This window comes from Paenibacillus lutimineralis (assembly GCF_003991425.1).
Lineage (GTDB): Bacteria > Bacillota > Bacilli > Paenibacillales > Paenibacillaceae > Fontibacillus > Fontibacillus lutimineralis.
In genome coordinates, this window is the sequence record NZ_CP034346.1 from 5,976,201 (window position 1) to 5,989,584 (window position 13,384).

A 13,384-nucleotide genomic window follows, 5' to 3' on the forward strand; every position below is an offset into this window, starting at 1 on the left:
AATCTCTAACGAGGCCACTTCTGGATAAGCGACCGTGATCTCTCCCAACTAATCTGAGCCGTTATTATGAGTCACCCTCTGCGAACAAATCCATCTGTCGTGGTGGTAGTTCAGCCGTATCTAGCCCAAGAATAGACATCATCTCTCTGGCATTCATCGCTGCATCTCCACCGGAATTGTTATTGAAGATCATGCAGACCTCCTTGGTGCCCAAGGCTTGAATTTCGGCCAGCTTGCCCTGCCATTCCAGCAACTCTTCTCTACTATAGCGATATAAATTGCGTACCTCCCGCCAATTCTCGGCCCCGCTCTGGGCCCAGCCCTCATCGTTGCGTCCGTGCAGTCTGATAAATGTCAAATCGGGATCGGTTGGGACGAGCACCGCAGGTACGGAACCTTGTCCCACCTGAGGCTCGTCACATATGGTGTGAATCCAGCCCTGCTCACGCATGATGGCCAGCGTCCCTTCCTGATGCTCTGGAGAATACCAGCTCTGATGGCGGAATTCGAGGGCGAGGGGCAAACTCCCCATCCATTTGCGGATCGCCCGCAATTGTCGCACATGCTCCTGACAGCAATCAAACCATGGCGGGAATTGAAACAATATTGCCTTCAAGCGTCCCGCTTCTACGACTGGACTGATCGAATCCAAATAGGCCTGGAACATTTCCCCGGGGCTGTTATAGTTCGTTCTGCCGCGGGAATGCCCGGTCATCCCCTGAAATGCTTTGAGAAAAAAGGAAAAAGGAGTAGGAGTCTCGGCCAGCCAACGACGATATGTATCTGGGTTAAGGATTGCATAAAAGGAGCTATCCACTTCCACAACAGAAAAATGCCGTGCATACATACTGAGTCTCCGACTCGCCGGTGTCCCGGCAGGGTATAGATCCTCTTGATCTCCCCAGCCCACAAGACCAATTGTAATCATCGCTACTGACCTCCCTCCTCTTTCGTCCATCTATTTTATACCCATTCTATAAACAAAATTTAAACATGAATTACTTGATGGCCGGCGGCCTTCAAGAGCCGATTCATCACGGCGGAGCCGAGTCCTTCCTCTGAACAGGACTCGGCCATGATGTAAGTGACGCCGCGAGCATCGAAGCGGCGCAGCGCCGCGTACAGACGGTGCGCCGCCGTCTCCAGCGCAGCCAGGCTGCCGAGCGAGAGGACCAGGTCAGCGCGGTATTGATCGATGTGCTCGTCAAAAGCGAGCACACCGGTCACTTCCCCGCGCTGGGCCGCTGCGTCGAGCTCGGCCTGGATCTTGGCCGCCACCGCTTCCGGGGCGGCCCCGCTCACGATGCGCATTGCGCCCTGCGGCGCATAATGCGCATACTTCATTCCCGGCGCGCGCGGCGCTGCCGGGATGTCTGTGCCGCTGCCCGCCTGCTGCAGGGCGGCGTCCAGACGCACGCCCGCCGTGTAGCGGGCGAGCTGTTCGATCGTGATCCCGCCGGGGCGGAGCACGGTTACAACCCCGTCACGGCCGACTTCCGCAACCGTCGACTCCAGGCCCACGCCCGTGGGCCCGCCGTCGACGATGCCATCGATACGGCCGTCCAGATCCTCGCCGACGTGGCTCGCCAGCGTCGGGCTCGGCCGCCCGGACCGGTTGGCGCTCGGCGCCGCAACCGGGCAACCCGCTGCGGCGATGAGCCGCAGCGCAATATCGTGGGCGGGCATGCGCACGCCCACGGTGGACAACCCCGCCGTCACGCGCGGCGAGACGGCGCCCCGGGCCACGGGCAGCACCAAGGTTAGCGGCCCGGGCCAAAATGCCTCCATCAGCCGTCTTGCGGTCTCGTTGACCTCTGTCACTAATCCGTCTAACTGTTCCATATCGGCAATATGAACGATCAGCGGATTGTCAGACGGTCGGCCCTTGGCGGCAAATACCGCTTCAACCGCCGCCGTATTTCGCGCGTCAGCACCAAGACCATAGACCGTCTCGGTCGGGAAGGCAACGACGCCACCCTCAGCCAGCAGCCTGCCTGCTTCCTCGATCTGCTCCCCGGCACGCTTCCGTTCATACTCAGCCGATACCGCTCCGCTTAGAACGTTGGCCCGACCATAACTTTGTCCCTGATCTTGTCCATTGTCGATTCCCTCGCTTTGGCTTTTGCTCTCGCCATCAAGACCGACTACCAGCGATTGTACATCCCACCAACGCGTGATCTTTACTTCAGCTGAATCTTCCTCAGCAGCCCTATTTTCCGATACTTTATGATCCGGATTTCCCATACTCGCAGCAGTTGCTTCCTCTGAACTCACTTCCCCTGTTCCCTGCTTCTCTCCGCTAGGCTCGGAATAGGAGATATCCTTGTCCACTTCTTGATTATGATCTGACTGATTCATCTTATTATCATCCCAAACTTTTAATATAGAATATGCCACCTATGAATAATGACCATGCAATACATCGCACTCATTTTTTGCCTACCCTCTATTATAACCAATCCGAAATACGATCTCACCCCGTAATTAATCTACCACCGTTACCTCGACCTAATGACTGTACATTCATCTCATAAGTAACGTCTTGAGCAATAAATGAATGCAACAATACACTTATTAAATCGAGATTCTCCCAAACGAAAAAAATAGCTGCGTATAGGCAACTATTTTCTAATTTTGGCGGTAATCACGGCGAAAATCTATCCAATAAGTGTTTATAAGAAATTATATTTTATATTTGGCTTCGAAAGAGTCCAGTCGGTTATAAATAATCTATTCACTGCGATCCGCTCAGAGATTTTAGTTGTAATTTTTACAATCACTTGGGGTTCGCATTACGGAACTGTATAAGAGCTAAGAGTTTGCCACCTTAAAATAAATTCACGATTCCCTTCCACAAACTTACCAGCGCGTCCCATAAGAAAAAACGTACCTCTGTCTCTTCAGGCTGTACCTGCCTCGGCTCGTCAGAAGCATCGACGGTATCAGAAACTGTCTTTGCTTTTGCCTTTGCCTTTGACTTCTTGACGGTATCCGACGGAGCGGAAGCATCCTTCACCTTTTCCTCTTCCTTCGCCTTTTCCGTCTCCTTGCCCTTATCCTTAGCTAGCGCATCCCCACTGCCTGCATCCACGAAGCATAGCGGTGGAAAAAGCACGCACCACCAATTCTTCCCTTTGCCTTCTCCCAACGTAATGCGCAGTGCCTCATAGTCACCTGCCGGGTATACAGCGCCTCCGTACATTTTAGTCGGGAACGGAACAACCCCCAGCTCGACTTGATAACTGTACTCTTTACCATTATCAGCTAGCGTCTGCTGGACCTTATCACCGATTTCCGGCAAATGGTCCCGGATAATACCTCTAGCTGCCTCCAGACTCTGCGGATCCTCCAGCTCGCCAACCCAAGCATTCATCTGTTCAACTACAGCGTCGCGGACCTTCCGCTTAACCGCTTGATCACCCACTCCATCGGAATTGGCCAATATCCTTAACCGGATCGACTCTTGAGGAATCAGTCCCTCGGCAGCAGCCGTATCCACCTTCTGCCCTTCCCAAGACATAAATAGAATAAGAACACTAAAAAATATGAGTGCAATAGATTTCCGGTTCATCCCCATACCGTTTCTCTCCCCTTTTTGTATCCCTGATGTTTATTAGTATGGGCAGGTCAGAAGGTACATAAACCTAGCAAACTACTAAAATAGCAAATCCATCAAAAAATAATAGGACCGCTTCAAGAGAGAAGCGATCCTGTGAGATATTTCTATATTATAATCGGCAAGCTTACTTTAGCTTGGTTCTCCAAGCGTACTTGTATTGCCGAGGGGACAACCTATTTTCTAACGAAACGTGGTATCGCTATTTCCACCAAAAAGGGCTTCAAAGTATTCTAACGAAACAGGGTATCGCTATTGCAATAAAAAAGCAGCCTAAAACGGATATTTAACCCAAATAAGGCTCCCCAGTTTCGTTAGATTCTCAAACCCCTTGTTTTCGCGATAATAACGATCTGTAGTTTCGTTAGAGATTTCCCACTGCGGAAACATTGCGCTTGGCACCACGGTCGCCCGCACCAGCGGACTCCGCCCGTCAAAGCTTGGTGGCCTTCCTGCCTCTCGGGCCGCAGAGTTCACCTTCAGAGAGAAGGTTGCCCAGCAGCCGTTGCTTAAGCTTCGTTAGAGATATAGCCCGGGAATCACTGCGACTTCACAGCCGGCTTCCGCGTTGCAGCAGAAGTCGTCTGCTGTTCTTCTTCCACTTCATGTCCATGGATTCGGATGCTCATCGCGACGCCGATACTTGCCATATTGATGACCAACGAGGTCCCGCCGTAGCTTATGAATGGCAGCGTAATTCCGGTCAGCGGCATCAGGCCGATGAACATGCCGATATTCTCGAAGATCTGGTAGAGGAACAAGGCGACAATCCCGACGATAATCAGCGGCCCACTTCGGTCCTTGCATTCCAGTGAGATCAGAATCAAGCGATGAATCAGTACAAAATAGAGCAGCAGCAGCACCGAGCTCCCCAAGAAACCGAACTCTTCAGCGATAACGACAAAGATCGAGTCCGAATACGTTAGTGGAACCCGCTCCGATTGCACGGTTGCCCCTTGCATATAGCCTTCTCCTGTCATTCCGCCAGAAGCAATCGCGAGCTTGGCGTTCCTCGTATGATAGATCGCCTTCTCCGTTGCTTTATCCGGCACAAGCCAAGGGTCAATCCGCTCAATCCAGTGCTCACGGCCAATATCAGCAAAAAATTTATGAACTTCATCATAATAAATTTTATAGGCGCTTATGCCCCCGATGACCGATCCGGCGAAGATCGCCAGTGCAATCAGAGCATGGGAATACTTCATGCCACCGATCCACAGCATTCCGGTCAGGATGACCAGATAGCTGAGCGCATTACCAAGGTCATTCTGCGCCATTACTATCATGAATGGTACGAAGGTAAGAAGACAAATCGGGATGACATCTCTCCAGAAAGCTAGCTGGGTCTTACGCTTCCGATATAGAACATGAGCTAGGAATACAACAAGCAGGAGCTTGAAAAACTCAGCTGGCTGGAAGCTTAGACCACCCGGGAGCGTCATCCAGCCTGTCGCATTGTAATAGGTATTCCCGATGAACATAACGACGATCAATAATCCAACCCCAAGCAAATAAATGTAGAGGCCGTACTTCACAAGCAAGCGAAAGTCTACCAAAGACAACGCGAAGAAAACTACAAATCCTATAGCATAATACATGGCCATCCGCAGATGGTACCCATGATACTGCGTATTCGAGGTAGCGCTATACAGCACAGCAATGCTGATGCCCATCAGGAGCAATAGGATGAACACGATCGTGTAATCTATTTTTTTAAATTTATTAAGCATGGATCCTGTCCCCCGTCCGCTGGATCAATCTTGTTGGCTGTTACCGCAGGTAACAACAATATTGCACACAAAAATAGGCCTATTCTTCACATTGTAAAAAAAACTTCGCTCAAAGTCCATTCGTCAAAGGACACCATATTTCGCCATACTTCACATCTCAATCCAAAAACGTATAAATAACTTAATAAGTTACATCTCTAGTTTTGTATAGCAGAAGGTCCTAAACTCCTGAACACTCGGCAACTCATTATGCCATGCCGATCACATGACGGTCGATGCCAGCCAAGTCCGTAATCGTCAATATCTCGCGCCAATGTCCTGCGGTACGCAGCATATCAGCCACATCTGCCGCTTGGCCCATACCAAGTTCGAAGCCGATCAGCTTCGGTGGCTCGGGCAGCAGAGCGAGCTGCTGCATCATGACGCGATAAGGGTACAGCCCGTCTGGACCGCCGTCCAGCGCGCCGCGCGGCTCATAATCGCGTACCTCCGGCTGCAGCTCAGCGATCGTATCCGCCGGTATATACGGCGGATTAGACACCACGATGTCCAGCGGCTCGCCAGCGAACGGTCCAAGCAGATTCCCCTGCTTGAACTTGACACCCAGGCCAAGCCGCCGGACATTGTCCTGCGCCACTGCTAGCGCTTCCGGCGAGATGTCACTCGCCGTGATGCTCCAGGCTGGGCGCAGATGGGCCAACGCGGCAGCAATCGCGCCGCTGCCGGTACCGATATCGGCGGCCTGCGGAGCGCCGCCAGGCCACAACAAATCGCCAAGCTCAGCGATTTGCTCCACCAGCAGCTCCGTTTCCGGGCGAGGGATCAGCACCGCCGGCGTGACCTTGAAGGTCAGGCCGTAGAATTCCTGCTCCCCGATAATATACTGCGCTGGCTCACCTGCGGCCTTACGGTTAATGGCCGCCTCCCAGGCCTCCTTGCTCTCTATCGGGAACGGATCGCGAAGGCCAAGCAAATACTTCGCCCCCTCAAGCCCGAGTACGTGGCGAAGTAACAGTTCCGCATTGGAGTCCGGCTCGTTTACACCAACATCCGCTAAAAAAGAAGAAGCCTCTTTACGGGCTTCCAGAATAGTGAGCGCTCCAGATAGTTGATATCCGTTACGTTTCAAGGCATTATTCTCCTTTGTCCATGAGCTCCGCTTGCTCAGCAATGGTCAGGGCAGACACAATCTCTTCGATCTCCCCGTTCATTACTTGATCAAGTTTGTGCAGAGTCAAACCGATACGATGGTCGGTCACCCGGCTCTGAGGGAAATTATAGGTCCGAATCCGTTCGCTCCGGTCTCCGGTTCCTACCTTGCTCTTACGCTCGCCAGCATACTTCGCTTCCTCTTCCTGACGCATCATGTCCATGATCCGCGTCCGGAGTACTTGCAATGCCTTATCTTTGTTAGAGTTCTGCGATTTGCCATCTTGGCAGGTCGCTACGATCCCCGTTGGGATATGAGTTACACGCACCGCAGATTTCGTCGTATTAACAGACTGTCCGCCAGCACCGCTGGAGCAGAAAGTATCCACGCGGATATCCTTATCGAGAATCTCCACATCTACTTCCTCAGCTTCCGGCATAACAGCTACCGTCGAGGTTGAAGTGTGGATACGCCCGCCAGACTCTGTTGCCGGAATCCGTTGTACACGGTGAGCTCCGCTCTCATACTTCATTCTGCTGTACGCACCGCGACCGTTAATCATGAAAATAACCTCTTTGAAGCCGCCAAGGTCACTTTCGTTCACATCCATAACCTCTACGCGCCAGCCCTGAGAATCGGCAAACCGGGTATACATCCGATATAAATCAGCCGCGAACAGCGCAGCCTCATCACCACCGGCGGCACCACGAATTTCTACGATTACGTTTTTATCATCATTAGGGTCCTTCGGCAGAAGCAAGATGCGGATTTCTTCTTCCAGCTCATGCATACGTGCAGAAAGCTCCTCGATTTCCATTTTGACCATTTCACGCATTTCATCATCCAGCTTCTCCGCTTGCATCGCTTTAGCGGCATCAAGCTCCTCGATTACGCGCTTATATTCGGTGTAAGCCTCATAAGCCGGCTGTAAATCCGATTGTTCCTTAGAGTAATCACGAAGTTTCTTCGTATCATTGGCTACATCCGGATCACAGAGCAACTCACTAAGCTTCTCGTAACGATCAGCCAGGGATTGAAGTCGGTCCAACAAGGAAATTCACCTCTTTCAAATGACAATGTCCTTAAAATTCATATATAATGCGTGTTTAAAAAGTCTGACTTTCAGCACCGAGAAGGTTGGATGAAGCTAGGGACTGAGGAGCGCAGCGTACGTAGTTTGTACGTGAGCACCGGAAGGCCCAGCTGAATTCAAGATTCGATGCCGATTTAGCTTCCTGATTCACTTCGTGATCAAAGGGGGACTTTTTAAACAACCTCATATACAAACAGAATTCAGCTATTCAGCTGACATTTCATTATACCATAATGGATATGCTCTTGCATAGATGACGCTGTTGAGGTATTTAGCCCAAACTACAGATCATCTGTATACGATTTACAGCAAATATATAAAAAAATAACCGTGAACTCAACTGTTAAGTCAAGTTACACGGCTATACGGACCACCTCTTAGTTGTACTGACCTGTACCCGGATGATTCATGGGATCTCCTACCGGTCTAAGCGCAACAATCTGGGCTATCAGCGTTTGCTCCAGGTTGCTGTTCCAACTCCTGACGATTCCCGGCAGAAGGCAGGCATCAACAATAACCCAGATCGTCAACGCAATGAAACCGACCAATGCAATACCCGCGGCGATAAAGCCCGGTATGTATAAACTCGAATCCGCAAGAGTATCATCAATACCAACCAACACAATAAATAGGATGTAAGAAATAAACATAACTAGAAATAAGGCCAGTTGGATAATGCCGGAGACCGTTCTTTTCAAATACAAGCGATGTATGCCCAGATGCCCCATGAGAAGCATGAGATAGGCGAATACAAGCGATTTCTCGCGCTTGCGCATTTCTGAACTGAGGACGATCAACTCATTCGTTGTCAGATTCTGTTTACCAAACTGCATTAGATCGGGTACCTTTCAGAGATACCTCTGTTGGCCAAAATGTTGTCAATAATGCGATTCTCAACAATGGCATTATGTTCCTTCACCCAAGTATGAACGAGGAAAGCATCTACAATCCACCAGATAAAGGTAGCAATCATACCAAATACAGTAATCGAGAGAATTAATTGTGCAACCGCAGAACCGGTCTTGCCAAAATAAAAACGGTGTCCGCCAAACAGACCGAGGAAATACCAGAGCACATAGGCAATGACCATATTTTTCCCCTGATTCTTCACTTCGGATTCGAGCAGCAGTAATTCTCTGGAATCAAGTTGACTCTTTCTTGCTACTGAGTAATCCATCCCCATAAAAAAATCCCTCCTAAAAGTAAAAAAATAATAGGTAGTTCAAAAAGTCCGCTCCAACCTTCTTCATGCTAAAAACCGACCTTTTTTGAACACACGTAAAAATATCTTTTTCAGTATACTAAAGTGTTACATTTCCCCTCAACACAAATTTTGGATATTCGCCCTAATAATCACGAAAATTTAAATGAATTATTAAAAAATAAGAAGTCCACCAATAAATGGCGGGCTTCTTGATCCAATTACAGTATATTTTTTCAATTAACACATGTTATTACACATTAAAGCGGAAGTGCATAACATCTCCATCTTGTACTACATACTCTTTACCTTCAAGACGAAGCTGACCACGTTCTTTCGCTACGTTCATCGAACTTGCAGCGACGAGATCTTCATAGGATACAACCTCTGCACGAATGAAGCCGCGTTCGAAGTCAGAGTGAATTACTCCTGCTGCCTGCGGAGCCTTCATGCCTTTGCGGATGGTCCAAGCGCGAACCTCTTGTACCCCAGCAGTGAAGTACGTATACAGGCCAAGCAGACGATACGCCGCTTTGATCAATCGATTAAGTCCCGATTCCGCCAGACCTAGCTCTTCTAGGAACATAGCCTTGTCCTCGCCTTCCAGTTCAGCAATCTCTGACTCAACCTTCGCGCTGATCGGCACAACCTCTGCATTCTCGGCAGCCGCGAATTCAATCACCTGCTGTACGAACGGATTATTATCCGTATCAGTAACTCCGTCTTCGCTAACGTTAGCTGCGTAGAGTACTGGCTTCAAGGTCAACAGATGCAGGTCGCGGATGATCAGCTTCTCATCATCAGTCAACTCCACGCTGCGCGCTGGCATATCATTATAGAGCGCCTCCTTGATACGTTCAAGCAGGGCTACTTCTTGTTCATACTGCTTATTGCCGCCCTTCATATTCTTGCGAGCACGTTCAATTCGCTTATCTACGCTCTCCAAGTCAGCGAGAATCAATTCCAGATTGATCGTCTGAATATCGCTGATCGGATTAATTTTCCCGTCTACATGGGTAATATTCTCATCTTCGAAGCAGCGAACGACATGAACGATCGCATCCACTTCACGAATGTGAGCCAAAAATTTATTACCAAGGCCTTCGCCTTTACTTGCCCCGCGCACCAAGCCTGCGATGTCTACGAATTCAAAGGCAGTCGGAACCGTCTTGTTCGGGGTAACGAGCTCAGTAAGCTTGTCCAAGCGCTCATCCGGTACCTCTACAACGCCGACGTTCGGGTCGATCGTACAGAAAGGATAGTTCGCGGATTCTGCACCTGCTTGGGTAATTGCGTTAAACAATGTGGATTTTCCAACGTTCGGAAGGCCCACGATACCTGCTTTTAAAGCCATATCTATGACAACTCCTCAGTATTTAATAACTTTGTTCACCTTCAACCATAGTACATATCCGCAGCATATATTTCAAGAATATCATTTACCAATGAACATTCATCCTCAGAACAGATACCGGAAATGCTGGATCACTTCTGCTTCAACAGGATCGATAACGTCAACAGAACTGCGCAGAGAACCAGCACCGGCTTATCGCTTCGCGAAGTAGGAGTCCCCATATACCAGGTACGCTCGCGCTTCGTGAGCAGGATAAAATACGGTTAATAATGAGGAAGATCATCATCAGCCCGAATAATATCGCCATTCTTTTGAAGGGAATCCTCTGCAATAATTCGGCCTCCTGCCATCACAACTGTACGGTCCGCATATTCCAAAGCCAGGTGCTTGTCATGTGTAATGAATAAGAATGCTCGGATTTATCGGATATTCCGGGAAATTAGCTTCTACGGACCAGTCGGGACGTACTTCTCAGCTCATCGATATTGGCTGCGCCAATCCCGAACATGACGGTGCGCAGCTCCAGTTCGACCCGTTCCAGCAGCTCATCGAGCCGCCGCTCTGAATTAACGGCTGGCTCCAGTACCGCTCGTCCGAACCCGGCCAGATTGGCCCCAAGCGCCAGCGCCTTGGCCGCATCAACCCCTGTATTCAACCCACCACTGCCGATGATCGCTGCGCCAGGAACATTATCTCGTACATCAACGATACATTCAGCTGTCGGGTTGCCCCAATCCGCGAAAGCCTCGGCGACTGCGCGGCGTATATGATCTTTATTGCGGAACTTCTCAACCTGGCTCCAGGACGTGCCCCCTGAACCAGCGACGTCGATAAAGGCCGCACCGGCTTCGTGGAGCCGGAGGGCTGTCTCGCCGTCGATTCCCCAGCCTACTTCCTTGACCCCCACTGGAATCGGCAGAGCTCGACATACCGCTTCGATTCGTGACAATAAACCAGCGAAGGCGGTATCTCCTTCTGGTTGGAACACCTCTTGCAAGCTGTTCAGATGTAGAACAAGCATGTTCGCACCGGCAATCTCAGCTACCCGCATGCATTCCTCTACACCGAAGCCGTAATTCAACTGCACCGCTCCTACATTGGCGATGATTGGAATGGTCGGAGCATAGCGACGAACGGCGAAGGTTGAAGCCAGTTCCTGCTTCTCCACCGCAGCCCGACCCGAACCAACCCCCATCGCCCAGCCTCTTCGCTCCGCGGCCTCGGCAAGACGTTCATTGATCGTTCCCGCCAGTTCACTGCCTCCAGTCATCGAGCTGATGAGCAGCGGTGTCCTAACCGTGATATTTAGAAATTCCGCATCAAGGCGAATATCATGAAAATTCAGTTCTGGGAGAGCTTTATGCCGGAACGCATACTTCTCCAAGCCGGTAGTGATTCCAGTTCCGTTCACCTGTTCTTCCAAGCAGAGCCTGATATGCTCCGTCTTGCGTTCGGATGTAGCGCCCATATTTATTCCCCCTTCTTATATATATCAACTATATTTACCTAAATAATGCTTGCAAATCCACTCATCAGCCCATCTCATGCGCAATATACCCGGCGACCAAATGGCCTGACAGAGCCACATAAGGTACTCCCCCTCCGGGATAGGTGGAACCTCCAACATACCACAGTCCTCCTACATCATTACTACGATTGCTTGGCCTGCGAAGGATCTGCCGCAGACTGTGCGTAGCGAGTCCATACATCCCACCGCGGTAGGCTCCAGTATTGCGGGCTAGCTGGTCAGGCGCATATGTCTGGAGTACATGGCTTTTGTGAATCCCCTGCAAACCATATCCCCGCAAAGTAGATAGCACATTCTCTGCGTATTTGTCTCGCTGCTCCTCCCAATCCCAGGCATCGGATAAATACGGAGCATATGTCATGATGAACAGATTGCTATGTCCCTCCGGGGCGGCCCCTTTCTCGGAATAAGAGGAATTGCATATGTATACGGACGGCTTGGAAGGCGGCCTCCGCTGATTGAATATTTCGGTGAATTCTTGCTCATATCGGTCTGAGAAGAAGACGGTATGGTGAAGCAAACGATCATATAATGAGGGGACCCCGGCTAATTGAACGAATGCGGATAATGATGGTTCCATGGAGGCGATCCTGCGATCATTAAGAGAAGGCCTGAGCTTTTCGCTCAACAGCTGTTGTGTAGTAGACAATAAATCCCCGTTAATGACGATCAGCGGTGCTTCATAATATCCCTCACTCGTCTCTACCCCACGGGCTCGTCCTCCCTGAACGTGAATCTGCCTTGCTTCGACCCCCGTTTTAATCTCAACGCCCAATTCCTCCGCAAGTATCCGCAGCGCTTCAACCAAGGCATAAGTACCTCCGCGAATGCTATAAGTACCATGATCTACCTCGCAGCTGTGCATCATCCCATATAGCGAAGGAGCGAGGAAAGGAGAAGAGCCGACCCGAGCCGCATACCTTCCGAACAAGGCCAGCGAATTGGGATGTGTGAAGAAGTGGCGCAGCTCCCGGTTCAGTGATCTCCTGAATAGAGGGACGACGCTTAACAGCTCCATCACCACGCTGAAGTTCCACTTCTCCCTGTGCCCGATCGGCAGTTGATTCATCAATCTTCCCTTGATGCTCTGGAACATCATCCGCGATTCCTGTAGAAATGCTGGATAATGAAGTGCATCTACCGGACTGTAGGTATCAATCTGATGCTGCATCGCCTCAACATCACCGGTCATATCAACAACGCTTCCGTCTGTAAATATGCTCCGTGACCTAGGTTCCAACGGAATCAGAGTTACATAATCCTCCATTCTGCGCCCCACGCTGCGAAACACATTTCGGAACACATAAGGGAGCTCTATCGTGTTCGGCCCGCAATCGAAGCGATAACCGTCGATGGCAATTCGCTGTAACTTGCCACCTACATGTTCCTTACGTTCCAATATAGTCACCTGATAGCCCCGACCCGCCAGACCTATTGCGCAAGCCAGTCCCCCGAAGCCCGATCCAACAATCAAGACCTTACCCTTCGCCGACATGATACCTGCCTCCTCTTGTATCTCTGCTTCAATAAGCCGCAAGCTATAGAAGTTGTTCAAGTCCACTTTTGATAAGAAAACCTGATCGAGGTCCGTTCAAGGATGAGCGACCGCGATTCAAAGGTAGGTTTTCTTGCGATATAGAATTTCATCAGCTACGCTGATAACTTATAAATTCTATATCTAACACAAAGTAAATCATGAAGCTATTCGACAT

Annotated in this window: 12 protein-coding genes; 1 reads left to right on the forward strand and 11 read right to left on the reverse strand. The window is 50.2% G+C overall.

What is annotated here, in order from left to right:
* Nucleotides 1-64 precede the first annotated feature (64 nt).
* The 3 genes from EI981_RS26665 to spoIIR form a co-directional block, all read right to left on the reverse strand.
* The gene (locus EI981_RS26665) at nucleotides 65-928 is read right to left on the reverse strand and encodes a DUF72 domain-containing protein (RefSeq protein WP_127003414.1); all 864 of its coding nucleotides are present in this window, start codon (nucleotides 926-928) and stop codon (nucleotides 65-67) included.
* Between the two features lie 59 nt (nucleotides 929-987).
* The gene (locus EI981_RS26670) at nucleotides 988-2,244 is read right to left on the reverse strand and encodes an L-threonylcarbamoyladenylate synthase (RefSeq protein ID WP_418789084.1); all 1,257 of its coding nucleotides are present in this window, start codon (nucleotides 2,242-2,244) and stop codon (nucleotides 988-990) included.
* 583 nt (nucleotides 2,245-2,827) lie between these two features.
* Nucleotides 2,828-3,577, reverse strand: a complete 750-nt coding sequence (gene spoIIR / locus EI981_RS26675) for a stage II sporulation protein R (RefSeq protein WP_127003416.1) — start codon at nucleotides 3,575-3,577, stop codon at nucleotides 2,828-2,830.
* Nucleotides 3,578-3,712: 135 nt separating this feature from the next.
* Here spoIIR and EI981_RS29140 point away from each other — a divergent pair, with 135 nt between their 5' ends.
* Nucleotides 3,713-3,853, forward strand: a complete 141-nt coding sequence (locus tag EI981_RS29140; protein ID WP_162616281.1) for a hypothetical protein — start codon at nucleotides 3,713-3,715, stop codon at nucleotides 3,851-3,853.
* Between the two features lie 302 nt (nucleotides 3,854-4,155).
* Here EI981_RS29140 and EI981_RS26680 read toward each other — a convergent pair whose 3' ends face one another.
* The 8 genes from EI981_RS26680 to EI981_RS26715 all read right to left on the reverse strand — a co-directional run bounded on the left by EI981_RS26680 (nucleotide 4,156) and on the right by EI981_RS26715 (nucleotide 13,167).
* The gene (locus EI981_RS26680; protein ID WP_127003418.1) at nucleotides 4,156-5,346 is read right to left on the reverse strand and encodes an FtsW/RodA/SpoVE family cell cycle protein; all 1,191 of its coding nucleotides are present in this window, start codon (nucleotides 5,344-5,346) and stop codon (nucleotides 4,156-4,158) included.
* A gap of 247 nt (nucleotides 5,347-5,593) precedes the next feature.
* Entirely contained in the window at nucleotides 5,594-6,517 is a 924-nt protein-coding gene (prmC, locus tag EI981_RS26685; RefSeq protein WP_418789025.1) for a peptide chain release factor N(5)-glutamine methyltransferase, read from the reverse strand.
* Entirely contained in the window at nucleotides 6,480-7,547 is a 1,068-nt protein-coding gene (gene prfA, locus EI981_RS26690) for a peptide chain release factor 1 (protein WP_127003422.1), read from the reverse strand. The genes prmC and prfA overlap by 38 nt, the downstream gene beginning before the upstream one ends.
* Before the next feature lie 419 nt (nucleotides 7,548-7,966).
* Entirely contained in the window at nucleotides 7,967-8,422 is a 456-nt protein-coding gene (locus EI981_RS26695) for an NINE protein (RefSeq protein ID WP_127003424.1), read from the reverse strand.
* Nucleotides 8,422-8,766, reverse strand: coding sequence for a TM2 domain-containing protein (locus EI981_RS26700; protein ID WP_127005039.1), 345 nt, complete (start codon nucleotides 8,764-8,766; stop codon nucleotides 8,422-8,424). The genes EI981_RS26695 and EI981_RS26700 overlap by 1 nt, the downstream gene beginning before the upstream one ends.
* 277 nt (nucleotides 8,767-9,043) lie before the next feature.
* On the reverse strand, nucleotides 9,044-10,144 hold the full coding sequence (ychF, locus tag EI981_RS26705) for a redox-regulated ATPase YchF (RefSeq protein WP_127003426.1): 1,101 nt from the start codon (nucleotides 10,142-10,144) through the stop codon (nucleotides 9,044-9,046).
* 439 nt (nucleotides 10,145-10,583) lie between these two features.
* Entirely contained in the window at nucleotides 10,584-11,612 is a 1,029-nt protein-coding gene (gene fni / locus EI981_RS26710) for a type 2 isopentenyl-diphosphate Delta-isomerase (protein ID WP_127003428.1), read from the reverse strand.
* A gap of 64 nt (nucleotides 11,613-11,676) precedes the next feature.
* Nucleotides 11,677-13,167, reverse strand: a complete 1,491-nt coding sequence (locus EI981_RS26715) for a phytoene desaturase family protein (RefSeq protein ID WP_127005041.1) — start codon at nucleotides 13,165-13,167, stop codon at nucleotides 11,677-11,679.
* Nucleotides 13,168-13,384: the final 217 nt, after the last annotated feature.

Coding starts and splice junctions, on each gene's coding strand:
- spoIIR (WP_127003416.1), bottom strand. CDS start 3,577: ATGGGGATGAACCGGAAATCTATTGCACTCATATTTTTTAGTGTTCTT.
- EI981_RS26695 (WP_127003424.1), bottom strand. CDS start 8,422: ATGCAGTTTGGTAAACAGAATCTGACAACGAATGAGTTGATCGTCCTC.
- fni (WP_127003428.1), bottom strand. CDS start 11,612: ATGGGCGCTACATCCGAACGCAAGACGGAGCATATCAGGCTCTGCTTG.
- ychF (WP_127003426.1), bottom strand. CDS start 10,144: ATGGCTTTAAAAGCAGGTATCGTGGGCCTTCCGAACGTTGGAAAATCC.
- EI981_RS26670 (WP_418789084.1), bottom strand. CDS start 2,244: ATGGGAAATCCGGATCATAAAGTATCGGAAAATAGGGCTGCTGAGGAA.
- EI981_RS26665 (WP_127003414.1), bottom strand. CDS start 928: ATGATTACAATTGGTCTTGTGGGCTGGGGAGATCAAGAGGATCTATAC.
- EI981_RS26700 (WP_127005039.1), bottom strand. CDS start 8,766: ATGGATTACTCAGTAGCAAGAAAGAGTCAACTTGATTCCAGAGAATTA.
- EI981_RS26680 (WP_127003418.1), bottom strand. CDS start 5,346: ATGCTTAATAAATTTAAAAAAATAGATTACACGATCGTGTTCATCCTA.
- EI981_RS26715 (WP_127005041.1), bottom strand. CDS start 13,167: ATGTCGGCGAAGGGTAAGGTCTTGATTGTTGGATCGGGCTTCGGGGGA.